Origin of the sequence: uncultured Draconibacterium sp. (genome assembly GCF_913063105.1) — a bacterium.
Classification (GTDB): domain Bacteria; phylum Bacteroidota; class Bacteroidia; order Bacteroidales; family Prolixibacteraceae; genus Draconibacterium.
The window spans coordinates 20,231-44,343 of record NZ_CAJXYQ010000019.1 but is presented as its reverse complement, the minus strand read 5'-3'; the positions used below and the strand labels follow the sequence as shown (position 1 = coordinate 44,343).

The following is a 24,113-nucleotide window of genomic DNA, read 5'->3' as shown; positions in this document are numbered from 1 at the left end:
TCTTTGTTAAAATGGAAACTGTTATTGTCAACAGCAACAAGAATAAATGATTAAAGGTCCCGAATGTTAAATGAGAAATCCATAGTTGTTCTGCCTTTTGTTAACATGAGTGCTGATCCTGAGAATGAATATTTCAGCGATGGAATAACCGAAGAGATAATAAATGCACTTACAAAAGTTAACGGGTTAAAGGTGATTGCCCGAACTTCGTCGTTTGCATTTAAAGGTAAAAATACCGATGTGCGCGAAATAGCTTCGCAACTTGGTGTGGCATCGGTTTTAGAAGGCAGTGTACGGCGGGTGAATAAACGCGTTCGTATTACTGCTCAGTTAATAAATGCTCTTGATGGTATTCATTTCTGGTCGCAAAACTTCGATCGTGAAATTGAAGATATTTTTGCCTTACAAGATGAAATAAGCTTGCTTATAGCCAACCAGATTCGCGACAACTTCGGGCATTTTAACATTCAGGAGTCGCTGGTAAAAAAAGCTACAAAAAATACACAAGCCTATGAACTCTTTTTAAAAGGCCATTTCTTGCAGCTTAAGTGGGACGCCCCCTCCATAGCAGAAGCTACAAAATATTATGAAGCAGCCATACAGCTCGACCCGGAATACGCACGGGCTTATTACGGATTGGTACAAAGTTATGGATTACTGGCAGCATGGGGTTATATGCCTGCAGAAAAGGGCTTTGAACTGGCTATTAAAAATTTCATGATTGCCAGCGACCTGGACAAATCGCTTCCCGAATACGGCCTGTCGTTTATTGGGCGTTCGTTTTGGATGGAGTGGGATTTTAGCGCAAGCTACAAACAACTGGCTAACATGCTGAATCAACATCCGACTTATACCGATGGCCTGGAAGCCATGGCCGAACTGCTGCAATCGCATGGTTATTTTGATGAAGCTGAAGCCTATATTCAAAAAGCCATGACAGTTGATCCGCTTTCAGCAAACCATCTTTACACCTTAGCGCACATCAATTATTACCAAAGCAAGTTCGAAAACGCTTTACAACTGGTAGACAGAGCGCTGGTAATAAATCCTGATTTTTTATTGGCTGCCGAGCTTCGTATTTTATGCCTTATCTGGCTAAACAAAGAAGATGAGTTTGAAGCAGCAATAAGCAACACGCCAAACGCCGATGTAAAAAAACTCTATTTTAACATTCGTAACAAAGGAAAGAAAACCCTGCCGGCAAGTACATTAAAAAAATGGCAAACCGTTGCAGAGGATAAACAACAACTGGTTCCGTATGAACTTTTTGCATTGGCAAATACCGATCATCAACAGGAAGCATTGGAGCTTTTGGGCAAATACGTCGAACAAAAGCGCGGACAAATTATCAATTTCAGACAAGACCCCTCTTTTCACCCCTTACACAAATTTGATGCTTTCCATAAATTACATATTTCAAACTTTAAGCTTGATGACGAAATAGAGGTAACGAGAGAAACTAATAATTCGTATGATGACAATTTTACGGAAGAGAATAAACAGTTAGAAGAGTTAATTCAGATAATAAAAACTCAACAGCCGTTTCTGAACCCACAGCTGAATTTGCGCACACTGGCTGAATCTTTTAATGTTCACCCCAACAAACTCTCTTACCTTATCAACGAAAAAACGGGCATGAATTTTAACGAGTTCATCAACCAGTTTCGATTAGATCATTTCAAAAAACTGGCGCTCGATCCTAAAAATTCACACCTCACCCTTTTAGGCCTGGCCTACGAAAGTGGTTTTAATTCAAAAACGGTATTTAATGCTTACTTTAAAAAGGTAGAAAATCAAACACCCGGCAGTTGGCTAAAAACAGTTAAACAATAACTTCTTTCCCTTTTGTGGTACAAGTCCCGGATTTCATAAGAGTACGGAATCTCACCAAATGGTACGGAATTACAATTTCGGACGAATGACTCTTTTTTGTTTCTCATCTTTGTATCGTCAAACGATAACAACAAAACAGAGAACAATAGTTAATTCATTCAAAACAAAAATTAAACATCATGAAAAAGGAAACAAGAACAACAAAAGAGTCAGTATCGACTAAACCGGTATTTTTGCTAATTACTGCCATTTTATTGCTTACTATTGCCACTACAACAAAAGCCCAAAGCCATGAAAACAAAACGACAACAAGTAAAGAAAAATGGATAAGCCCGGCCAAAACAGCTGTTAATGTTTGTCCGGGAGGCGTGGCATTTGGATTTTATTCGGCTAATGTTGAGCACCTGTTTGGCGAGAACCACGGACTGGTTTTACGCGGCGATTTAGAAACCATCCCCAACACTTATTCTGATGCCAATATTGAATCGAGCGGTAAAGCCGTTATACTTAATTACCGCTACCATTTTGGAGGAGGCTTAAACTCGTGGTATGCCGGAGCTTATACGCGCTACCGCAAAATTAAAGGCGATGGAACCCTGGAATCGGGCGAGTTTGATTTTAAACTCCCGGAATGTACCATCGGCCTTAATGTTGGTAAACGCTGGATTTGGAAAAGCGGGTTTACTCTGAATTTCACATTGGGTTATGGTTATGCCTACGATGAAATAAAAATGGCTAACCCAAGCCAGGAAGCCCTGGATGCCATTGATGTTTTTCGCGACGATTATGCGTTTTCGAATGGCTTTCTTGGAGAGTTTTCTATAGGTTATGCTTTTTAAACTGTAAATTGCTGAATCATGTATTTTTCAATAATAGATAAATGTAAATTCTGCCTGCTCGTAATTTTTATTCTTTGTGGCGTTTTAGTTCAATGTACCAGCGAAAAGAAAAGCATGGATGAACAGCAAAAAAAGATTCAACGGCTATTTGAGAAAGAGCTGGCAAAAGAAAATATACATAATGCTTTTCTTGCCGTTTACTCGCCATCTGCTCCGGTTAATATGGAATTTATTGGCGGTACTTTTACAAACGGCGAGGCTGTTTCGGCAGCAAATCCTTTTTATACCGCAAGCATCGGTAAGACTTTTACCGCAACCGCCATTGCCCTTTTGTGCGAGCAAGGAGCTTTGCAATTCTCCGATAAAATAAGCAATTATTTACATTCGGAGATCGTAGCCAGTTTACATGTTTTTATGGGTAACGACTATTCTGAAACAATTACTATTGCCCAGCTTCTGCAACACACCTCGGGCCTACCCGATTATTTTGAAGGAGAAACAATTGACGGCAGTCCAAATGTATTGGAGCTTGTTTTTTCTGCTCCTGATAAAATGTGGATCCCGAAAGAGGTTCTTGATTTTTCTAAATCGAAAATGCAGCCCCTATTTGCCCCCGGAACGGATTACCATTATACTGACACTGAATATATTTTACTTGGATTAATTGTAGAGCAGGTAAGTAAAATGACATTGCATGATTTTTTTAGAGCAAACTTTTTCGAGCCACTGCAAATGCAGCATACCTACATGCATTTACGTTCAGCACCAATTGAAAAAACGGCACGCATGGCTGAAGTTTATGCATCTAAAACAGACGTTTCTGCCAATATCAGCCTGTCGGCCGATTGGGCAGGTGGTGGTATCGTTTCAACCCCCAACGACCTGATAAAATTTCACCACGCACTTATTTCCGGTAGAATTGTTTCAGCAACAACGCTCAAATCCATGCAAAACTGGGTTCCGGAATCGCGAGGAATGGAATATGGTTTTGGCTTGCGAAAAATAGCCTTCAAAAAATTGTTCCCGACCTTGCCCAATTTAACCATCATTGGGCACTCAGGCATCAACGGATCGTTTATGTTTTATTGCCCCGAGCTGGATACATACATCACAGGTTCATTAAACCAAACTGATGAAGTAAAAGCATCCGTGGTTCTTATGGTAAAAGTACTGTCTGAAATCGAAAAGCTAACAGTAGCTGAAGACAAAAACATTCCGCTTCAAAGCAGTATTAGTCTGAATAAAACGAAAACAAAAAAGCCCTTAAACCAGCATTTTATACTTTTATGAAAACACAATTCTACATCCATACCCTATTAGTTGCAACACTCGTATTTCTGAGTGCCTGCACAAGTGACGAGAACGAGTTACCGGATATCGAAAATTACTCTACGGCCTTCAATTTTTTTGAAGCTGCCAGCTTTAATGGTTCGGTATTGATATCGAAAAACGGAGACGATATTTTTCGCGGGAGTTTCGGACTTGCCAATAAAGAAACAGGTATTTTAAACGATTTAGAAACTAAATTCAGAATAGGTTCGGTAAGTAAAACCCTAACCGGCATGGGTATTATTCAGCTAAAACGCGAAGGTTTGATTACCGATTTCAACCAGCCCTTAAGCGATTTTGACACCAATCTCCCTCAAGCAAATCAAATTACTATCAGTCACTTACTAAGTCACCAGTCGGGTATTCCCGATTACCTACCCCTTGTAGAAAAGGAAGCAAAAAGTGGCGAACAAATTTCGGCGGAAGAAATATATGAAGAGATTAAGCTTTATCTTGCCGAAAATGATTTGGATTTTACCCCAGGCAGCTCGATGGCATATTCTAATTCCAATTTTTTAATTGTTGCGTTACTTATCGAAGAATTGTCGGGAGAAAGCTATGAAAACTATATAAAATCGCGAATTCTGAATCCACTAAACATGATGAATACCGAAATGGGCACTGAAACTATTTTGGGCGCCAACTATGCTCAAGGCTACAACCAAAATGTGAATGTATCGCAGTACCCGATGGCAATTACCCTGGGTGCCGGTTGTTGGACCAGCACAGTTAGCGACCTTGAAAAATGGTGTCAGGCTGTAATGGGAAACGATTGGTTCTCGGCTGATGAAAAAGAACTAATATTTGAAGGACAAGTGCCAAATGAAAGCACCATTTTCGGACTAGCCTGGTTTAAGAGTAAAGTTAACGGAAAAACGTTTTGCTGGCATGGTGGCGATATTGACGGCTTCAGTTCTCTTATCGGTTTTCTTCCTGAACAAAATGGAATTATTATTACCTTGGGTAACAAACAAGATAACACCGGCAAACTTCGTAATCGAATAATTGAAACAATCATCAGCAATGAATTTTAAGATGAACAAAAAGAATATTGCCATTGCCGGAGCAACCGGGTACCTCGGAAAATATTTGGTAGAAGAATTAATCGATCAAAAACTAAATGGTAAAGCACTGGCACGCAGTCCTGAAAAACTGAACGAATATTCTGCTGAAAACCTGGAAAAGATTAAAACAGATTTTACCCGCCCCGAAAGCCTTCAAGGGGTTTTAAAAACTGTTGATACCCTAATTTCAACCGTAGGTATTACCCGCCAAAAAGATGGCCTTAGCTATCTTGATGTGGATTACCAGGCAAACATCAATTTACTTGAGGAAGCCCAAAAAGCAGGAGTCAGAAAATTTATATACGTAGCCGTATTAAACGGGCAAAACATGCGCGAGCTGAGAATTTGCGAAGCGAAAGAGCGTTTTGTGGATCGCTTGAAAATTTCCGGATTAGAATACACGATTATTCGCCCAACAGGTTTTTTCTCGGACATGAAAGACTTTTTGGAAATGGCACAACGCGGAAGCGTATACCTGTTTGGCAAAGGAGACAAAAAAATGAATCCGATACACGGAAAAGACCTGGCAAAAGTGTGTTTTAATGCCGTTAACTCTAACCAAACGGAAGTGCTGGTTGGAGGTCCGGAAGTATTTACTCACCGCCAAATTGCAGAAATGGCTTTGAAAGCTGCAGGCAAAAAACCCAAAATTATTCGCCTGCCCGATTTTCTGAGAAAAGCAATCATTGCACTTGCGCGCACCTTTTTTGCCGAAAAAACATTCGGGCCTGTTGAATTCTTTTTAACCGCAATGGCCTTTGATATGGTAGCTCCAAAATTTGGCACGCATAAACTTATCCACTTCTTTGCTGTTTCAGCAAAGAACACGCATCAACATAAAAACAAAAAAAATGAGCTTACCTGACAAAAACGAAATCTTTCCGCTCCCCCATTACAAGCGCCTTTGCTTTTTGAAAAACATTATTAAAAATCCAAACATTATTGTGGGCGACTACACCTATTACGATGATTTTGAAGACGTCTACAATTTTGAGAAAAACGTAAAATATCATTTTGATTTTGTTGGTGACAAACTGATTATTGGCAAATTTTGCATGATTGCGTCTGATGTTACTTTTATAATGAACGGTGCCAACCACATAAGCGAGGCCATTAGCTCGTTCCCATTTGCAATATTTGGCGGCGATTGGCAAGAGGCCATGAAAAATAAAAGTTATCCGAATAAAGGTGATACCATAATTGGAAACGACGTGTGGCTGGGACACAAGGCGACAATTATGCCGGGTGTTAAAATTGGCCATGGCGCAATTATTGCCTCCAAAGCTGTTGTTACTAAAGATGTGGAACCCTACTCTATTGTTGGTGGAAATCCGGCAAAACTTATACGAAAACGATTTAAACCTAATGAAATTGAAAAGCTTTTAGAATTAAAATGGTGGGACTGGGATATACAGAAAATAACAGAAAACCTACACCTACTTACCGATAAAAACCTTCCTGCAAATGATTAAAAAAATGTAATGAATAAATTTCCCTACATCCTTACGCTTATTTTTAGCTTTCTTGTATTATCCATATCCGCCCAAAACAGGCTTTCTGAATGGGAACACGACCTGGAATTTTTTCATCAGGAATTAGAGAAAAAACATATTGACCTTTATAATAAGGTTAGTAAAAATGAATTTGTAACTGAATTACAACTGATTAAAAACTCTATTCAACTTAAATCAGATATGGAAATAGTGCTTGACCTTATGAAGCTGACACGAAAAATTGGCGACGGGCACACAGCTATTTCATTGCAAAATATTGAAAAACACTATTTCCCTTTTGAGATAAAATGGTTTGAAGGAGATTGGCGAATTGTCAAAGCTACACAACAATACAGTCACCTTTTAGGTAAAAAACTGGTAATGGTTGGTGATAGTCCTATTTCGGTAGCCACCAAAAAAATTAGCCAGGTAGCACAATTTGTAGAAAACGAACAATCAGAAATGGTAAGGACCGCCCAATATTTTAAAATCAGTGAAATTCTTTTTCAACTCGGCCTGATAAAACAAAGCAACAAGGCAACCTTTACTTTTGAAACAGACAATGCCCCGATTTTTAGGGAGGAAATAACTGCTCTACGCCCTGAGAATAATACGGAATACATTGAAATGAACATCGTTGTTCCTCAAATAAAAAAACCGCAAACAGCCGCACTTGATTCGTTCTGGTTTGCTCCCGTAGAAAATACCAATGCGCTTTACATTCATTTTGAGAAATACCCGGGCTTCGAAAATATGCAAGTAATTGGCGAAGAACTGGTGACTTATATCTTTGAACATCAGATACGCCAGCTAATTATTGATATGCGCAACAACGGTGGCGGCGATTTGTACACCGGACTGGTTTTGGCCTATGCCTTAAACCTTGCCGATCCGGTGGATTGGAAAAATGGAGTTTATGTGCTCACCGATGGCGTTACTTTTTCTGCCGCAACAAGCAATGCAGCCTTGTTTAAACAACTGCTTAATGCCAAAATTATTGGTGAAGAAACCGGTTCTAATCCTACAGGTTACCAGGACATGGACACTTTTAAACTGCCAAACTCGAACCTTGTGGTGTGTTACTCCAAGCGATTTTTTAAAATACAGGGCATTGCCAACCAGGGCATACAACCTGATGTAAAGATTCATTACAGTTGGGAAAGCTATTCTAAAGGTACCGACAACATGCTTGAATGGGTTATTTCCACTATTTCGCTAAAATAATCTATGTTAAATTCCTCCACAAACGGTATACAGAAGATTAACATAAGCGGAAAAACCGTTACAACAATCATAAAAACAAGCATTTAACAGAAAAAGTTATCAACACTTTTGAGCAAAAAAAAATCTACCGAAAAATTCCGGTAGATTTCTGCGGAGAGAGAGGGATTCGAACCCCCGGTACCTCGCGGTACAACGGTTTTCAAGACCGCCGCATTCGACCACTCTGCCATCTCTCCAGATGCGGTGCAAAAGTAGATTAATTTTTCAAAGTACAAAACACTTTTCGACAAAAATTTCAGAAATTACTTAAAAAAAAAGGGTGCTAGGGTTTGGTTTTTTAAAACATATTTCTGAATTTAGCTAAAACTTAAAAAAGTTCTCTGAAACGCTTGATTTTACTGAATGTTTGAAGACTTTCAACCCTTACAACAATGAAAAAATTCAAAGTATTCTTTATAAAGTACATAGAACTAAGTTATTTATTTTCAATCACTTAATTAATTATTTAAAATTTTGCCTTATGAACAAAGCACAATTACTTGATGCGATGGCCGAAAAAGCAGGCCTTAGTAAAGCTGATGCTAAAAAAGCTCTTGATGCATTTATCGGTGCCACAACTGACGCTTTAAAAGCTGGCGACCGTGTTGCTCTTATTGGTTTTGGTTCTTTCTCTGTTTCAGAGCGTGGTGCCAGAACTGGTAGAAATCCTCAAACAGGAAAAGAAATTACTATTCCAGCTAAAAATGTTGTTAAATTTAAAGCTGGTGCAGAATTAGCTGACGCTGTATCGTAATCAGACGAATAGGTAAAAAACTGACAAGGGAAGCCAAACGCTTCCCTTTTTCTTTTACAATTAATCATCGCAGAACATTTATGAATACAAAACTTCTTGAATACTTATCGGGCTACCTCACTCCCCAGCGCAACGAGCTTTTTGATAAAGTTATGCAAAACAGGACCAAACACATTACGGTTGTTTTAGAAGATATTTACCAATCGCAAAATGCCAGTGCTGTTATTCGAACCTGCGATTGTTTTGGTATTCAGGATGTACATATTATTGAAGACAGAAATGAATTTGTAGTTAACCGCGAGATTGCCATGGGGGCCTCAAAATGGCTTAGCATGCACAAATACAATATTGAAGCAAATAATACAATTGAGATTATTAAAAGCCTGAAAAAACAAGGCTACCGCATTGTTGCAACAACACCACATACCAACGACCAGGAACTTCAGGACTTTGATGTAGCCAAAGGAAAAACAGCCCTGGTTTTTGGATCTGAACTGCCCGGAATAACCGAAACAATTATGCAGGAGGCGGATGAATTTCTAAAAATTCCGATGTATGGTTTTACCGAAAGTTTCAATATTTCGGTATCTGCTGCTATTATTCTGCATCATCTGACAATGAAAATGCGCAATACCAAAGATTTTAACTGGCAGTTAAGCGATGAAGAAAAAGCTGAACTTAAACTGGAATGGATAAGAAAAACCATTAAAAGAAGCGAGCTGCTGGAAAAACGTTTTTTTGAAGAAAACCAAGAATAATTCCAATTACCCTGCCCTTTGCGATTTCTCCCAGTTTACCGATTGCTGTTTGGTAAAATAGCGCCGCATGCCCAACAATGATGCATAATTAATCATTACAAAATAGTAGGGCACGAAAAGCAACTTTAACCTTACTTTTCGGTTTTCGAAGTACCACCCCAAAACAGCAGCTACATAACAAAAGAGCTGAATATAAAGTGCAAGGGTATAAAAACCGGAACTCTCCCAGCTATTATTGATAGCAACCAACAACAGGTTTACCAAAAACAGTAAAAATAAAGCCGGTGGTGCCAATGCCCAACGCAATACCTTGTGCGAAAAATACTGCCACGATAAAATTCCGTTTTTAATCGGATTTAAAAGTCCTTTTAACCGTGCAATAGTTTGAATACCGCCGGCTGCTATTCTTACCTTTCGTTTAAGCTCTTCCTTTACGTTTAACGAAGCGGTTTCTTTTGCGTAAGCATTGGGTGCATAGGCTATTTTAAACCCTTTTTGGGCTATGCGCAACGAAATCATAAAATCGTCGAGTAAGGTATCGGTTTCCACGTCGTCAAACAGCGCGGTACGAATGGCAAATAATTCTCCAACCGCGCCAACGGCAGAGTTTAACTCCCAGTCTTTTTGCTTTATCCACGATTCCATTTTCCAGTACAAGCCCTCACCTGCCCCGGCAGCTGCTTCCTCATCCTGTTGAATTATTCGCTTTTCTCCGGCAACACAGCCCACATTCTGCATACTAAAACACTTTACAATTTCCCGAATCGACTGTTGCCCCAAAATGGTGTTTGAATCTGAAAAAATTACAATTGGGGCCTTTACAAATTTCATCCCCCTGTTCATTGCATGCATTTTCCCTTTACGCTCAGGCTGATGATAAACCTCCAGATTCCCGAACTTTTTCAACATTTCATGACTGCCATCGTCAGAGCCATCAGTAATCCATAAATACTGAATTTTTTCTTTCGGATAGTCGAGTGAAAATGCATTTTCTACCTTTTGTTTTATGTAATCTTTTTCGTTGTAGGCCGTCACAAATAAGCACACATCCGGTTCATAGTCAGCAGAGGTGCTGTGATCCTTTGCATTAACAAACAGCTTTTTTAAGCGAACCAACACCCATAAAACAAGCGCATACCCTGCATAAGTATAAAACAGAATAAAAAGTAGCAACCAAAACAAAACGTCTAAAATCATGTGCTATACTGTTTGTAGAAATCAATAAGTTTTGCCGTCGTTGCTAAGTTATCAAAATTTTCATGGATAAATTCCATTGCATTTTTACCTATTCCATTAAATAATTCACGGTTCTCGACCAGCTTCTCCACTGCATCCACAAATTCGTTTACATTCTGGGCAATAAGCACATTGGTACCGTTGGTAACATTTATTCCTTCGGCACCTATCGGAGTTGAGATAATGCTTTTCCCCAAAGCCATTCCTTCAATAATCTTTATGCGCATTCCGCTTCCCGAAAACAGGGGAACAAGCATAATTGCTTTTGTATTCATAAATTCGTAGGCATCAGCCACCTCTCCTTCAAAAACAACTCCTTTTACCGATAACTTATCGATAAGCCACCCGGGAGCGTTTCTGCCTGCCACATAAAAACGAAGCCTTGGATATTTTTCATGAATAAGAGGCCAGCAATTTTCTATAAACCATAAAATTCCTTCCTGGTTTGGTGCCCACTCCAGCGAGCCCATGTGAAATAATGAAGGAAATTCCAGCTTAGTATTATTCGGAACCAGTTGCTCGGTATCAATTCCTGTTTGCGATATGTGTTTCTCTTTTTTATTGCCCAAACGATCTAAAATTTGTCCGTCGCGCCCGGTTATCGGTACCAATAAATCGTAGGTATTTAGCAAAGCTGTTTCAAAGCGCTTTATCCTTTTTGAGAGGTTGTTCAGGTAAAATCGTTTCCATCCTCGTTCGAGCTGCGCAGCCCGTTCCCAAATTTCAAACTCGATATTGTGTGCACGATAAACCACCCTGGCATTCGAATACTTTTTTATTAGTGGAATGTACGGACAAACATAAAGTCCTTCAAGTTGAATAATATCGTAAACATTGATTTGCAACAATTCAACCAGTTTTCTACTAAAATTTTTATCAATAAAACGAACAGCATTGTAAGGCTTCCGGGAAAAGACGAAGTTTACCAGGGCATCGAATTTATTTATGCTGGCAGGCACATCAACCAACTCGAAATTTGCCAGTTTTTTAATTGAATCAGGAATTTCGCCAAGGCTCACATTATGCTTTAAGGTATTCATTGCCAAAACAGTAACCTCACACCCATGCTGTTTAAACCCGCGTGTTAGGTTCATACAAGCTATAGCCCCACCGTCCTTGGTTGGAAAAGGAACTTTATTTGTAATCTGCAAAATTCTCATCGGTAATTATTGGTCCGTTTTCTTTTTTGCAAAAAACCTGGCGAGCCCCAGTCTGGCGAACAATTTAGAATAGGTTTCGGCCGACATTATGGCCGAGTCGGTGGCTGCTTTATAGGTTAACCATACGCCAACAGGTAAGAAAATATACGACGAAAACCACATCCCGTTAAACATATTCCAAACGTCTTCGCGCGCAGTTTTTTCGCCACTCATTGATACAATGTAATACAAAATAAATAGAAAAATAGAGACTACAACGGGCATTCCGAGCCCTCCTTTCCGAATGATAGCCCCCAAAGGCGCCCCAATAAAAAAGAAGATTAAAACGGCAATGGACAGGGTAAATTTTCGGTGTCGTTCCATCCGGTATTTATTGAGCATTTTCTTTTTATTGTACAGTTGCCCCTGAAACATATTTACCTGTTGCATGTTGCCCCGTGCCTTATCAAGTGCGGTTTTGGCTATTTCAGCCTGCACCCATTTGTCTATTCCGGCGTAATACTGGTCAAAACTAAAAATCGAATCAGCTTTCGGATCATTTCTCTCGCGCTTTAACGAATCATGTCGAGCAGTTAAATTAAACATCTTTCGGGAGAGTGAAGGGTTTATATTAATCTGCATCATATAATTCCTTACTTTATTGTAATAGTCAAGACTTAAACTATCATCGGCCTGTTTAAGCTGATCGATGGTAAGCATGCGATACTGATTCCGGAAAATGCTTTCGTCGCGTCGGTTAAATTCAAAATCGCGCACTTTAACACGAATAGTTTGTTCTTTAAAACTATTTCGTTGGTACGGATATGTTTCTTTTTTAGCCCTGTTTTGTGCCTTTTGCTCCTGGTATGTTACTCCATCAAACAAATTAAGCACCATGTATTTTTTATCTTCAGTTATTCGCAGTAATCCTGAATCGGCAACGGTTACACTTTCATTTGGTTTATTTTTAGTATGATCATAAATTAGTAAATCATAAAGCATTTTTGTGCTGTTGTCGCGCTTGCCCACCTTAATGCTGTACCCATCCATTTCGTTGGTAAATACCCCTTCCTGCAACACCAATTCCGGACGTTGCTTTTTTACACTGTATAATAGTGTAGAGAATTTGAGGTTTGTTTTAGGCAAAATATTGTTGGAAAAATAAAACGCGGTTCCGGTAATAAGAATGGCAATAATAATCAGGGGGCGCATTATTCTGAATAAAGAAATACCGGAAGCTTTCATGGCCACGAGCTCATAATTCTCGCCAAGAGCTCCGAAGGTCATTATTGAGGCTAAAAGCATTGCCAGCGGGAAGGCCAAAGGCAGCAATGCAAAGGAGGCATAAAACATCATCTCTGCCAACACTTTAAAATCGAGACCTTTCCCCACCAAATCATCCACGTATTTCCATAAGAACTGCATGAGCAGCACAAATACAACGATAAAGAAGGTCATAAAGAATGGCCCCAGAAATGATTTGACAACAAAAATATGTAAACGCTTCATGTAATTTTTCTTCAATCAGGAAACGCTTACAAAACTAAGTTATTTTAGGAATTAGTAAAGTAAAAATGGTTAAGAAACGTTATCAAACTACAACATTCAACCCGTTACAAAAGAAGTTTGCTTATGAACCCAGCACATGTTTTAAATCAGAGACCTGGGTATTCCACAAATCGCGTGTTTCATCCTGTTCATCTTCCTCAGCAAAATCGGTAATAATCAACGATACATCGCCGGTAAGTTCGTCGCGTGTTATTTTAAATTCAAAATAAGTGTCCTCATCATCCAGCCAGGTATACCTCACTAAGCGATTTTCTTTGTGCAAAGTCATCTCGGCTGTTTGTTCCGAGCCATCCCAAATAAAGGTGTATTGTTTTCCCCGAACACGAACATCATCGGCAAACCACTCGGTTAATCCGGATGCCGTACTAAGTCTGTTATAGAGAACTTTAGGGGAACAGTTTATAATAAATTCCAGGTTGATTTTTACTTTACCAGTCATAAGTTTGATTTTCGGCAATATAATTAAACTGTTTGGAACTTACAACTGCTAAAAATCGAAGAAAGAAAGATATTTTCAAAAATTACAGAAATGATTACGTGAAATAAAAATAAATACTATATTTGCACCGCATTTTTGAAAAACAAACGGCGAGGTAGCTCAGCTGGTTAGAGCGCATGATTCATAATCATGAGGTCGGCGGTTCAAGCCCGCCTCTCGCTACTGAAAGAACAAATTAAAAACCTGGTATTGATACAAATACCAGGTTTTTTAGCTTTTAAAGGGTACACATTCCTAATTCTTATAGATCGTACGGATTATCGGGAGATTACTCTTACTAGTGATAGTATTCTTGAAGCAATAAAAAATACATTGATTTATTAGTCACTAATCACATGAATCCCCTGATCATTATTCTTTATTCGAATAACTATGTAACATTGTGCCTCATTAAGCAGCCTTTTTTTAGGTGCTGCTATTTTTAATGCGATTTATTATTTGGGCTGAAAATGAATGGCTACCCCTCCACTATCAATTAGGTTAAAGTTTATCTTTTTCGTGGAGTCAACATTTTCCGTTCTAATATTAACATTCGTACGACTGTTCAAGCCCTCATCATCGTAATATAAGGTAGCCTTATAATCTTTACCAGGCTCCAAAAAAGAACATGAAATTTCAAGCGTCCGACGCTCAGTATTCGTAATGGCCCCCACAAACCACTCTTCATCCGAGCGACGTGCTACTGTAATGTATTTTCCAATTTCTCCGTTTAGTACTTTTGTATCGTCCCAAACTGTTTTAACCTTATCGAAAAAAGCGATTTCTTTTTCTCCTCGATACAACGAAGGCTTATCGTACCAATACAAAAACTGAATTGGGCTGTAATAAACCACTGAAAGCGCTAATTGATGTGCGTGCGTTGTTTTAATGCGGTTGTTGTAATAACAAATGGTATAGTCGCCGGCACCTGCCAAAAAGCGGGTGAAAGGCAAAATAGTGTTGTGTGTGGCATCAGGCATTTCTTCGTTTCCGCGAATTCCTTCCTGTGTCATCAGGTTCGGATAGGTACGACTAAATCCGGTTGGACGATATTCGTCATGAATATCTACCAGAAGCTGGTACTCTGCTGCCTTCTTAATGGCCTTATGCAACCATACCGACCAGCGGTTGGAACCAATCTGAACAAAGCCAAACTTAACTCCTTTTATGCCCCATTTACGACATTGCCCAAATACCTCATCCAGATTATCATACAAGGCCCGCTGATTGATATAAACAAAAACTCCAATTCCTTTTTTTGCAGCATAGTTCACCACCTCCTGTAAATCCAAATCTCGGTTAGGAGAAACGGTGGTAGCATTGCTGGAAATCTTCATTTCCGGACCATACCAACCGGCATCAAGGTGAACATATTGCAGGTTCCTCTCGGCAGCAAAATCAACACATTCTTTTGCATCTAAGGTGGTAAGATTTGAACGAATTACCTTGCCTGGTTTTATCCACGACACATTTTCCAATTTATTAGGAGTGTTCAGGTTTAACACAATGTCGTTATTTTCTAGAAGTTCACCCGGATTTTCAGCTACCATAATCACACGCCAGGGAGTTGAATAAGGTGTAATTACATCTACCTTGTCGTACATTGTGAGATCAATTGTATTGGCTTTTTCTTCACTCAGTTTGAATTTACCACGACTGTAGTCTAACATTTGTGCTTCAAGCAATGCAACAGTCAAGCTATTTTGCAAATTCAGCGTTAATGGACGTTCACACTCATCCGGCCAGTCTTTAAGCGGTAGGTAGCTGTATGGTCCCTGCGCCCAACGTTCATAGTAAGCCATCGTTCCTTGGGGCAGCGTGTAACTGGTCTGCTCTCCGGTAATATGAAGAAACAATCCGTTTGACGTTTCCGGGAAATGATACCTAAAAGCCACTCCCTCGTTATAAACCCTTACAATTAAATCCATTTGGTAACTGCGGCGTTTATCGTAACTGGTTCCGGCATGTCCATGGTGTACGTTCTCCGGCTCATCAAACTTTGAGAAATGAAGAATCATTTCATTGTAATTATTTCGAACCACACAGCGCTCGCCGTAAACAGGTTTCCAGGTTTCGTCAACAGTAGTTGTGTCAAACGATTTAAGGTCCAGGTTTTCGCACCACATGGTACTTGGGTCGTTTTCAATCCCCAATGCCGATTCAAACAGCTGATTCTCTATGAGAACACCCAATTCTGATTCCAATACCACAGGTTCATCCTTAAAGCTTACCGTGTAGTACATTTGCGTTTTTGCTTCAGCGGTGGTTTTTTGATAAAACTGAAAGACCGTTTTTTTATCAGGCGATTTAATTTCGTGACGCGAGTTCTTAACAATGTGTTGCTTTTGGGCAGTTGTACTAAATGTGAAAATAGTAAGTAGTAGTATCAATAAATTTCTCATATTAATCAAGCTTTATTTTTATCAGTTTTAAGTCAGAATTGTATTTGCCCTTTACATGCTTGTTGTTTACAAGAACCACAGAAGCAGAAGACCTGGAATACACCTGAAAATCAATATTTTGTTGCCCTTGAAAATGCAATTCTGGCTGATTGCCAAAATCTTTTACATGCGCTGTGTATTTTGAAAGCGCATGAACCAACACCTGCCCATCACGACGAATATAGCTTCCATGCGTAACAAATAAATCAGCTATATTTTTAACATCACTTCGGTCTGTTCCTTCCTTAAAAGTAAGAGCCATCAGGTAAGCATCCGTATCCCAGCCATTCATGTTAATAATACTGTTGCGATGTTTTAAACGTCCATCGGCCAACAGGTTGAAATAAACTTCAGTAGTTTCATTGTTTTGAGTAATACGTACCCCCAGAAAATCTTTCCCTTCAAACCTTTCCACTAGTGGCAGGTCATCTTTATTTTTATCGTTTTTAAGAACAATTGCGGTTACAAATTTAGTACGAAGCGTTTCTTCGAAATGGCTTACCGACCAATACGGCACTTTGTTTTCAGGATGATGATCTTCCCATCCCCAACGCTCTTCAAGTGTCATTTGTTCCGGGAAGTCATGCGGTAATCCTCCATCAGGAAAAGTTTCAGGAAAAAGTGGTTTTACAATTACTTCTGCATCGCCATCTTTTATTGAAAGATTTTGACCACGACGCTTTGATTCGCCGTTGTAATGAAGTAACCACTCAAATATGCCGGGTTCATAAGCCAACAAATCATCAATTACCAAAATCACATCTCCCACCCATAAAAAACTACGGTAGTTGCGCGAAAGATTTTTGGAATAAGGCCCGGTGGCATTCGCCAATAAGTATTTCAACTTACCGGCATCTAAAAGATTGTGTAACGAACCATGATTGACCGAGCCAAAATAAGGTGCATTTTGCTCTTCTCCTTTTCCATTCCAAAGTACAACATTGTGCGCTTCGCTTTGGCAATAATACTTTGTATAAAGTGGATTTCCATAAGAAGCATTTCCAGAATCGATAATCAGATATTTTCCCTTATGAAAGAGAATATATGAACCGGCATCGGCATGCGCATGATTCCAGGCCAGCCCTGATTTTACAGCTAAAAATGAGGCATTATCATTCCATGAATTACGCATCATAGCCCAGCCCATATCAGGCTGCAGCTGCGAGGTTGCTAATTCTGGAGTTTCAATTTTTTCGGGCAGAACAGGATTTAAAATTAATCCCAGTGCCGATTCGTTTGTCATCATTTCATGATTACCTGCATGATTGGTTTTATGCAGGTACCAATGCACCTTTTCATTTTGGTAGCCCAAATTCCAAAGCAGTTTGGCACAAGCATGTCCGTTGCGCAAATAATAACCGTCGCCAAAATTTACCGACATGGTTAACGAATCAGTGTAATAAGTGGTGTGGATAAAAAAATCAATTAATGTTTCCATTTGTGGCATTTCCGGAAGCTTTTGTTTTGGATGCACATTTTTGTGTGCCAAACGAAACATTAAGTATTGTGAAACGCCAAAATTGGCATAGTTAATGCTTTCCCAAAATCCACCATTCCGATCGAAAGTGGGTATTTTATTTTGAAGCACACTTCCGGCATAATTCAACCACTCTACCGAAGCATTTGAGATGGTTTCTACCCAACTCTGAGCCTCCGGTACTTCGTTACGAACTGCAAGTGCAGCAATCCCACCAATATCTACTACACCACCCCACCAGTTATGCCCCATAGTATCGAAAGTGTGGATATTGGTAGTTGGATTAATCCAATCGCCTAATATTCTGTTAATTCCCAAACGAACAATTCCATCGGCGATTTTTTTTCGTTCATCATCAGTTAGGCAATCATAAATACAATCGAATCCCAGAGCCGCATTAAAAGTTGCATGAGCCGTACGTAATCCGGCATTCCAGGCAGGGTCTCGCTGTAACAACCCCCATTCTTCCCAGGTATCTCTTTGTATTTCACGCAACAAGGTTACTTTAATACGGTTCGCATATTTTTTTTCACCTGTCATGCGGTAAACCAATCCCAATACTCGTGCATCAAACAACGAGTTTCTGTCTTTTTGCATCAACTGACTTGCCTTTTCCAACTGTATATTCCAGGCGTTCCGAACCTCCTCACTCTTCTCTATTTCTCTTTTTAAGCGCTTTACATTATTTTCTGTAACAAGAAAATAATTGCGTTTTTGCGCATAAGCCGTCAAACTAAAGATGGTTATAAATAGTATAAGAGATATCCTTTTCATTCGTCAATAATTATTTGTTTTTATGGTGACTCATGTAACGCGCACGACAGTCATTCTCATGTGTGATAAAAATTTACCATGCTCGTTTCATCATTATCTAATTTTCAATATTTTGCCTAATATATAAACTTTGCTCAACCGGTTTTGCCGTTTGAAATAAGGGAGCAACATTGCTTCCCAATTGCCAGGCTACTACTGTAATTTTTACCGGATACTGGCTGCGTGGAGGAATCGGTGTAAATAGTAAATCCCGGTTTTGAACTTGTGCATGACCTTCTTTCACATAAAAATAAACCGGCAACCCCGAACTCGACTCAGCCTCTAATTTTAGCGAATGAATTCCAGCCTCCTGGTCATCTATTTGATGGAGTTTAATACGTTGTGTTTTCCCCTCTGTTAAACACAGAGGAACCTGAAGATTAAACTGTTGTACGGCGCTTTTATATTTCTCGTTACCCGGATGTTGGGCCAGCAGCCAAATATCGCCTGAACGTTTTGTGTTATTCATTCCTGTTCGTTCAAAACGAATAGCAAATGTGCTGTCGGTTAGCTTTTCAACCGGTCCGCATATTTTTGTAATTGAAGGTGCGTCATCCAATTGCACACCCGATTTCTCCATTCGGGTAGAATCAACAAATACGGCTTTTAAACGAAATGAAAGATCATCGGTACTAACGCCTTTCACTAAATATTGAGCATGGTGCTTTCCGTTAAAAGGTAACCACTCACCATTATACTCGTACCCAACATATTGCATCTTTCTATTTCTTTTGCCTTTGTAATGTGCTTCTGTTGCCTTTGCTGTCTCTTCATCGAAATACCAAAAGGCATCGTGTTTATTTCCTTTGTATTTATTAAACCGAGCAGGCTTTTGCCGTTTCTTCTTATTCACTTGCCATCTCTCGGCAAGCCAACCATCTTCAGGATTAAGTTTCACCAAATACGCAGGTTCATTTAGTGATTGATTTTTTGGCAAACGATATTTGGCAGCTTTTTGCAGAAACAAGCATAAGTAATCCACCACTTCATTCGAAGCATCAAAATGCCCATGCCCAGCGTCGTACAGAAATGAAATACAACTCTGTGGGTACATCATTCGAAATGCCAGTGCCGGATTTAGCCGTGCTTCCCACCATTCATATTCGCCCATTACCATTAAACCGGGTATTCCATCTATGTTGCGTGTGCGCCCCCACTCCAGGTTTTCCCGTCCGTACCCGCATAAGTTTGTACGGGGCGCATCTCCTTTAAAAGAAACAATAGCCAATGTTTTATCCGGATTCCAGGCTGCAAAATTCCATGGAAAAGTCGCCATTGCTGAATGCCCTATGGGAACAAGCGGAACGTGTTTTAATTCGGTGTAGCCGCTTACCACAGCTAACTCGGTCATAACATCATCGAAAGCTTTCTGACAACCTGTTTTTACGTCCCACTGTTGATTGATTCCGGGGGTAATCCAAACAATTGCGAACCCAAGTTCGCTCATCGCTTTGCGAAACTTCGGGTGGTTAAAAATGGTTTCCTCGCACATGTTTTGCTGACTAAAAACCACGGCTTTTACTTGTTCGCAATTTTCAGGAATCCATAAAAACGCTTCAGGGGGTTCATTGGTTTCTTCCGAAATAAATGATTCAATTGGTAAACTCCATTGATAAACTGCGGTATATCCTTTAGCAGCAAACAGAAGCATCAAGGTATAAATTAAAACCATTTTCATTCCCGCTATTCTGGAAATAATCTTTTTTTCAATCTGATACTCCTTTTTATGAGGCAAATCAGTAATGAGGTACATTTAATTATAACTTACTTTTTTTCTGAAATAACATTTTCACTTTAATGAAGTAGTAAATCAAGGTTAAAACAACGCCACAAAGTAAACCAACAATTAAACTAACTAAAGCAGCATCATTTTCTGCAGCATATACGCCAAAAAACAATAAAACAAAAAAAAGGATGACCAACAATAATAAATCAATAATTGCCCCTTGCGTAACGTGAGTTCTTTTCTTTGTGCCGTTCATTACTGTATTAATTTTTCAGTTTCCAATAGACTATATAGCGCTCACGATGCAAGTCGTAAAGCGGAATAAAAGTATAATCTGTTCCCGTAATATCTTTTTCTGTTTTAAAAGTAAGCGGTTTCCCTTCAACGGGCTTTAGCCATTCTTGTAGCGAAACACCTTTTATATCCAACTCATTCAAAACATTTTCAGGAACATTATAATCAAAAGTATAATAATCGTTATGAAGATCGGGATTAGAAAAGGGTGCAGGTTTTTTCATGCCTTCGGTTCCCATTTGGGCTGCCAAAACCAAAGGTCCATAACTAATCGATACGATGTCGGGATTATCAGATGGATTCAATTTTAACTCCATCGGAAATTCGATTTCCACCTTATCGTTGTTCTTCCATTTGCGGCTAATGGCAATATAACTTCCGGGCTCTTGTTTTACTTTAATCTTTTTCCCATTTACCTTAATTCTGGCTCCGGCAGTTGCCCACGAAGGGTAGCGAATTTGAAAACTTAGCCTTTTTGTTTCTTCAGTTTTAACTGTAAGGGTAGTTTTTCCTTCCTTGGGAAAGTGGCTTTGTTGGCTAATTTGAACGCCCTGTTCTTCCCAATTTAATTCGGAAGGAATAAACAGGTTTACAAACAGCTCATCGTTATTGTGGTAATAAATGGCTTCGCCATATTTTGCCTGGTTTTCGAAACCGGTACCCACACAGCACCAAAACGAGCTATCGGCTGTACTGTAAACTTTATGTGCCCCCGGAAACATTGGTAAAAAATAAGATATCATGCCCGACTCGGGATCTTGCTGCCCTAAAATATGATTGTACAAAGCTGTTTCGTAATAATCAGCCAGTTTCGGATCGGTTTCGAGGCAGAATAAATGGCGTGTTAACTTCAACATGTTGTACACATTGCACGACTCGCCGGTATAACCCGTAAGGTAATGCGACTGGTGATTGGGTTTAAAGAACTTCTCTTTGTGGCTGTTGCTGCCCGTGCAGAACGTGTGGTGATCAACCACCGTATGCCAGAAAAAATCAGCAATATCTCTGTATGTTTCCGACTCTCCAAACTCGTAAGCGCGAACAACACCAATGAGTTTTGGTATAAAGGTATTGGCGTGCTTTTTCTCCAGGTTGTCTTCTCCTGATTTTAGAGGATCTAGCACATCCTCGTGATAAAAGAATTCGCCCAACCATTTGTATTTTTCATCGCCCGTAATTTGGTAAAGCGTGTAAAACGAATCATTCACCCCGCCAAATTCATTGCGAATCATCACTTTTCGTTGTTCCGGACTAACAGCTTGCAGTTTATGGTATGCCCAGTTTCCCATTTTTTTAACTATATCCAGCGCTTGTTCATTGTCGCAATACAAATATTGGTCTATCAATCCTGAATAGATTTTATGCAAGGTGTACCAGGGCGCCCAAACCCGCTGACCTGCGATGTTCCGGTTAATCAGGTTTTCAGGATAAGCACTTAAATATCCTTCATCTCCTAATGCTGCCTGTACTTCTGCTAAACCTTCTACCAGACTGTCTGCTTTAAGTTTATATTTTTCGTAACCGGTGCTAGCGTACAACATTGCAAGTCCAGAGAGAATGTGCCCCGTGGTATGTCCGCGCAGTTCGCAATCGAGCGACTCCCAACCTGCTAATTTTTCTACTGAATCATAACCGCCTTCCAGTCCGGCATATACTCCGGCATTGGTTCTAAAACTATGTAGCAAACGATCAACGCCTAATGACATTATCCATGCACTTTCACGTTCCATATTCTCGGTAAAACGCGAGTCGGTAAGTTTTACATCTGCCATATCAAAAGCATAAGCTTTAATAGGTGCGGTTTCTTTAATTGTAAGTTTATCGGCATGTTGACCGGGATAATGTGATTGAGCTGTAAGCATTTCTGCACTGCAGAAGAATACAAACAGCAACACTATATTTTGTAATTTAATCATCGTTATATTTTTTTATTTACTTATTCTAAACCAATCAAAATCGGCATATCCTCCAATACGGTACCCGGGCTCGGAAGTGCAAAAAATACCAATTTTCGCGCTACTCCACAATACACGTGTAGCCTTAAATTCTTTACCAATAGGAAAAAAGTGTTCTCCATCTTCGCTGTAACTATAACTGCATTTGGCTTCGGGTCCTTCAACTACTACACGTAAAAATGCAGTATTGGTTTTAATTCGTTTCTTTTCAACACTTTGTTCCAACTCCTCATTGTTGGCGCCAATATTTTGTATTTGTTCCAGGTAAAATCCTTCTGCATCTTTACGAATAGCCAGATAAGAGTAATCATTCCCGAACATAATTAATCCGGCCTGTTTACCCTGCCATACATCCCATTCAATATTCAGGCTCACTTTTGTTGTTGCAGTAAAATTTTCGGCTGGTAAACGTTGTGACAGGATATTGGGAACATTCCAAAGCGAAACTTTCGCATCTGGTTTTGGCACTGCTAACAACCGAAGAACACCAGTATCGGGCATATTTACACTCCAGCTTACTTTTTCGTTAGCATTCCAACTCCATTGCATGCCGGGTTTTGCAGCATTAAATTCGTCTGACTCTGCTGGGTGAACAAGGGGCCAACTTTTTCCCACATCAGGTTTCCGATTGGTTCGAACAGGTTCGCCACAACCATCGCCATCGTCATCTGTTCCAATTACCGGCCAGTTATCTTTCCAGCTTATCGGATTAAGATGCAGAATACGGCCATATACCCCATTATCCTGAAAATGAACAAACCAAGGCTCGCCCGTTTGAGTTTCAACATAAGCGCCCTGATGCGGTCCATTAATATCTGTTGTTCCCTGTGCCATTACAGTTTTTACTTCATAATGACCAAAAACATTTTTTGAACGTAAAGCCAGTTGCCATCCTTGTTCTACTCCACCTGCCGGTGCAAGGATAAAATAGTATCCTTTCATTTTGTAGAATTTAGGCCCCTCGATGGTGTGGTTATAGTCGTGTCCGGAGTAGATGTTAAACCCATTATCTAAAATTTCTGTTCCATCGGGTGCCATTCGCCAAACTGTAAGTAGGCTGTTTACACCGGCTCTTGATCCGGCCCAGGCCGAAACTAAATAGGCATTTCCATCATCGTCCCAAAGTGGGCTTGGATCAATCATTCCTTTGCCCTCTTTAAGTAGAACAGGCTTTTCCCACTCCGAAAGGGGATTGGAGGTCTTCACCATGTAAATTCCAAAATCAGGATCTCCCCAAAAAATATAAAATTCGTTATTGTGGTATCGAATACAAGGAGCCCAAACTCCTTTGCTGTATTGAGGAGCGTCGAAAATTTTTTCAGGTAAAACCGGCAAGGCATAGTTAACAATCTGCCAGTTTACCAAATCTTTTGAATGTAGAATGGGTAAACCGGGTGAACTGTTAAAACTGGAAACGGTCATATAGAAATCGTCACCTACCCGAACCACATCCGGATCGGAATAATCGGCCTGTAGAATAGGATTGGTATACGTTCCATCGCCGTTATCTGATATGTAAACGGATGATACGTAGCCAGAATGAGTGCTGGAAAGGTCCTTGTTTTTATCTTGTTCCGTTGCAACTTTACAAGAAACGAACAGGCTGACAAACGAAATAACCAGGATTACTTTATTGTGCATAAAATTCTACA

19 protein-coding genes and 2 tRNA genes are annotated in these 24,113 nt (G+C 39.7%); 10 read left to right on the top strand and 11 right to left on the bottom strand.

What is annotated here, in order from left to right; genetic code table 11:
• Positions 1 to 63: 63 nt before the first annotated feature.
• From QZ574_RS16145 to QZ574_RS16115, 7 genes are all read left to right on the top strand, one after another.
• Positions 64 to 1,833: a helix-turn-helix domain-containing protein gene (locus QZ574_RS16145; protein WP_297091411.1), complete on the top strand. Its 1,770-nt coding sequence runs from the start codon at positions 64 to 66 to the stop codon at positions 1,831 to 1,833.
• 179 nt (positions 1,834 to 2,012) lie between these two features.
• On the top strand, positions 2,013 to 2,672 hold the full coding sequence (locus QZ574_RS16140) for a DUF3575 domain-containing protein (protein ID WP_297091409.1): 660 nt from the start codon (positions 2,013 to 2,015) through the stop codon (positions 2,670 to 2,672).
• Between the two features lie 18 nt (positions 2,673 to 2,690).
• The gene (locus tag QZ574_RS16135) at positions 2,691 to 3,962 is read left to right on the top strand and encodes a serine hydrolase domain-containing protein (protein ID WP_297091407.1); all 1,272 of its coding nucleotides are present in this window, start codon (positions 2,691 to 2,693) and stop codon (positions 3,960 to 3,962) included.
• Positions 3,959 to 5,035: a serine hydrolase domain-containing protein gene (locus QZ574_RS16130; RefSeq protein ID WP_297091405.1), complete on the top strand. Its 1,077-nt coding sequence runs from the start codon at positions 3,959 to 3,961 to the stop codon at positions 5,033 to 5,035. The genes QZ574_RS16135 and QZ574_RS16130 overlap by 4 nt, the downstream gene beginning before the upstream one ends.
• 1 nt (position 5,036) lies before the next feature.
• On the top strand, positions 5,037 to 5,930 hold the full coding sequence (locus tag QZ574_RS16125) for an SDR family oxidoreductase (protein WP_297091403.1): 894 nt from the start codon (positions 5,037 to 5,039) through the stop codon (positions 5,928 to 5,930).
• Positions 5,917 to 6,537 (top strand): CatB-related O-acetyltransferase, encoded by a 621-nt coding sequence (locus tag QZ574_RS16120; protein WP_297091402.1) that lies wholly within the window; start codon positions 5,917 to 5,919, stop codon positions 6,535 to 6,537. Before QZ574_RS16125 ends, QZ574_RS16120 begins: the two co-directional genes overlap by 14 nt.
• Before the next feature lie 9 nt (positions 6,538 to 6,546).
• Positions 6,547 to 7,782, top strand: a complete 1,236-nt coding sequence (locus tag QZ574_RS16115; RefSeq protein WP_297091399.1) for a S41 family peptidase — start codon at positions 6,547 to 6,549, stop codon at positions 7,780 to 7,782.
• A gap of 151 nt (positions 7,783 to 7,933) precedes the next feature.
• Here the strand turns inward: QZ574_RS16115 and QZ574_RS16110 are convergent.
• A tRNA-Ser gene (locus QZ574_RS16110) sits at positions 7,934 to 8,018 on the bottom strand.
• Between the two features lie 284 nt (positions 8,019 to 8,302).
• On the opposite strand from QZ574_RS16110, the gene QZ574_RS16105 reads away from it, so the two are divergent.
• Positions 8,303 to 8,575 (top strand): HU family DNA-binding protein, encoded by a 273-nt coding sequence (locus QZ574_RS16105; RefSeq protein WP_297091396.1) that lies wholly within the window; start codon positions 8,303 to 8,305, stop codon positions 8,573 to 8,575.
• Between the two features lie 80 nt (positions 8,576 to 8,655).
• Complete coding sequence (locus QZ574_RS16100) at positions 8,656 to 9,333, top strand: RNA methyltransferase (RefSeq protein ID WP_297091393.1); 678 nt, start codon at positions 8,656 to 8,658, stop codon at positions 9,331 to 9,333.
• A 6-nt stretch (positions 9,334 to 9,339) separates the two neighbouring features.
• Here QZ574_RS16100 and QZ574_RS16095 read toward each other — a convergent pair whose 3' ends face one another.
• The 4 genes from QZ574_RS16095 to QZ574_RS16080 all read right to left on the bottom strand — a co-directional run bounded on the left by QZ574_RS16095 (position 9,340) and on the right by QZ574_RS16080 (position 13,716).
• Positions 9,340 to 10,530, bottom strand: coding sequence for a glycosyltransferase family 2 protein (locus tag QZ574_RS16095; protein WP_297091391.1), 1,191 nt, complete (start codon positions 10,528 to 10,530; stop codon positions 9,340 to 9,342).
• Positions 10,527 to 11,729: a glycosyltransferase family 4 protein gene (locus QZ574_RS16090; protein WP_297091389.1), complete on the bottom strand. Its 1,203-nt coding sequence runs from the start codon at positions 11,727 to 11,729 to the stop codon at positions 10,527 to 10,529. Before QZ574_RS16090 ends, QZ574_RS16095 begins: the two co-directional genes overlap by 4 nt.
• A 6-nt stretch (positions 11,730 to 11,735) precedes the next feature.
• Positions 11,736 to 13,217, bottom strand: coding sequence for an LptF/LptG family permease (locus tag QZ574_RS16085; RefSeq protein ID WP_297091387.1), 1,482 nt, complete (start codon positions 13,215 to 13,217; stop codon positions 11,736 to 11,738).
• 121 nt (positions 13,218 to 13,338) lie between these two features.
• Positions 13,339 to 13,716, bottom strand: a complete 378-nt coding sequence (locus tag QZ574_RS16080; protein ID WP_297091385.1) for an START-like domain-containing protein — start codon at positions 13,714 to 13,716, stop codon at positions 13,339 to 13,341.
• 148 nt (positions 13,717 to 13,864) lie between these two features.
• On the opposite strand from QZ574_RS16080, the gene QZ574_RS16075 reads away from it, so the two are divergent.
• A tRNA-Met gene (locus tag QZ574_RS16075) sits at positions 13,865 to 13,938 on the top strand.
• A 272-nt stretch (positions 13,939 to 14,210) separates the two neighbouring features.
• Here QZ574_RS16075 and QZ574_RS16070 read toward each other — a convergent pair.
• The 6 genes from QZ574_RS16070 to QZ574_RS16045 form a co-directional block, all read right to left on the bottom strand.
• On the bottom strand, positions 14,211 to 16,157 hold the full coding sequence (locus QZ574_RS16070) for a glycoside hydrolase family 97 protein (RefSeq protein ID WP_297091383.1): 1,947 nt from the start codon (positions 16,155 to 16,157) through the stop codon (positions 14,211 to 14,213).
• Between the two features lies 1 nt (position 16,158).
• Positions 16,159 to 18,447, bottom strand: coding sequence for a heparinase II/III family protein (locus QZ574_RS16065; RefSeq protein WP_297091381.1), 2,289 nt, complete (start codon positions 18,445 to 18,447; stop codon positions 16,159 to 16,161).
• A 97-nt stretch (positions 18,448 to 18,544) separates the two neighbouring features.
• Positions 18,545 to 20,239, bottom strand: coding sequence for a hypothetical protein (locus QZ574_RS16060; protein WP_297091379.1), 1,695 nt, complete (start codon positions 20,237 to 20,239; stop codon positions 18,545 to 18,547).
• Positions 20,240 to 20,243: 4 nt separating this feature from the next.
• Positions 20,244 to 20,468 carry a hypothetical protein gene (locus QZ574_RS16055; protein ID WP_297091377.1) on the bottom strand — a complete coding sequence of 75 codons (225 nt, stop codon included), beginning with the start codon at positions 20,466 to 20,468 and terminating at the stop codon, positions 20,244 to 20,246.
• A gap of 7 nt (positions 20,469 to 20,475) precedes the next feature.
• Positions 20,476 to 22,422, bottom strand: coding sequence for a glycoside hydrolase family 127 protein (locus tag QZ574_RS16050; RefSeq protein ID WP_297091374.1), 1,947 nt, complete (start codon positions 22,420 to 22,422; stop codon positions 20,476 to 20,478).
• Between the two features lie 12 nt (positions 22,423 to 22,434).
• Positions 22,435 to 24,102 (bottom strand): glycoside hydrolase 43 family protein, encoded by a 1,668-nt coding sequence (locus QZ574_RS16045; RefSeq protein WP_297091372.1) that lies wholly within the window; start codon positions 24,100 to 24,102, stop codon positions 22,435 to 22,437.
• Between the last annotated feature and the right edge of the window lie 11 nt (positions 24,103 to 24,113).

Excerpts from the sequence above, each read along its gene's own strand:
- QZ574_RS16060 (WP_297091379.1), bottom strand. The coding sequence starts at position 20,239 with ATGTACCTCATTACTGATTTGCCTCATAAAAAGGAGTATCAGATTGAA.
- QZ574_RS16115 (WP_297091399.1), top strand. The coding sequence starts at position 6,547 with ATGAATAAATTTCCCTACATCCTTACGCTTATTTTTAGCTTTCTTGTA.
- QZ574_RS16085 (WP_297091387.1), bottom strand. The coding sequence starts at position 13,217 with ATGAAGCGTTTACATATTTTTGTTGTCAAATCATTTCTGGGGCCATTC.
- QZ574_RS16095 (WP_297091391.1), bottom strand. The coding sequence starts at position 10,530 with ATGATTTTAGACGTTTTGTTTTGGTTGCTACTTTTTATTCTGTTTTAT.
- QZ574_RS16100 (WP_297091393.1), top strand. The coding sequence starts at position 8,656 with ATGAATACAAAACTTCTTGAATACTTATCGGGCTACCTCACTCCCCAG.
- QZ574_RS16055 (WP_297091377.1), bottom strand. The coding sequence starts at position 20,468 with ATGAACGGCACAAAGAAAAGAACTCACGTTACGCAAGGGGCAATTATT.
- QZ574_RS16070 (WP_297091383.1), bottom strand. The coding sequence starts at position 16,157 with ATGAGAAATTTATTGATACTACTACTTACTATTTTCACATTTAGTACA.
- QZ574_RS16090 (WP_297091389.1), bottom strand. The coding sequence starts at position 11,729 with ATGAGAATTTTGCAGATTACAAATAAAGTTCCTTTTCCAACCAAGGAC.
- QZ574_RS16135 (WP_297091407.1), top strand. The coding sequence starts at position 2,691 with ATGTATTTTTCAATAATAGATAAATGTAAATTCTGCCTGCTCGTAATT.
- QZ574_RS16140 (WP_297091409.1), top strand. The coding sequence starts at position 2,013 with ATGAAAAAGGAAACAAGAACAACAAAAGAGTCAGTATCGACTAAACCG.
- QZ574_RS16125 (WP_297091403.1), top strand. The coding sequence starts at position 5,037 with ATGAACAAAAAGAATATTGCCATTGCCGGAGCAACCGGGTACCTCGGA.
- QZ574_RS16045 (WP_297091372.1), bottom strand. The coding sequence starts at position 24,102 with ATGCACAATAAAGTAATCCTGGTTATTTCGTTTGTCAGCCTGTTCGTT.
- QZ574_RS16080 (WP_297091385.1), bottom strand. The coding sequence starts at position 13,716 with ATGACTGGTAAAGTAAAAATCAACCTGGAATTTATTATAAACTGTTCC.
- QZ574_RS16120 (WP_297091402.1), top strand. The coding sequence starts at position 5,917 with ATGAGCTTACCTGACAAAAACGAAATCTTTCCGCTCCCCCATTACAAG.
- QZ574_RS16105 (WP_297091396.1), top strand. The coding sequence starts at position 8,303 with ATGAACAAAGCACAATTACTTGATGCGATGGCCGAAAAAGCAGGCCTT.
- QZ574_RS16145 (WP_297091411.1), top strand. The coding sequence starts at position 64 with ATGTTAAATGAGAAATCCATAGTTGTTCTGCCTTTTGTTAACATGAGT.
- QZ574_RS16050 (WP_297091374.1), bottom strand. The coding sequence starts at position 22,422 with ATGATTAAATTACAAAATATAGTGTTGCTGTTTGTATTCTTCTGCAGT.
- QZ574_RS16065 (WP_297091381.1), bottom strand. The coding sequence starts at position 18,447 with ATGAAAAGGATATCTCTTATACTATTTATAACCATCTTTAGTTTGACG.
- QZ574_RS16130 (WP_297091405.1), top strand. The coding sequence starts at position 3,959 with ATGAAAACACAATTCTACATCCATACCCTATTAGTTGCAACACTCGTA.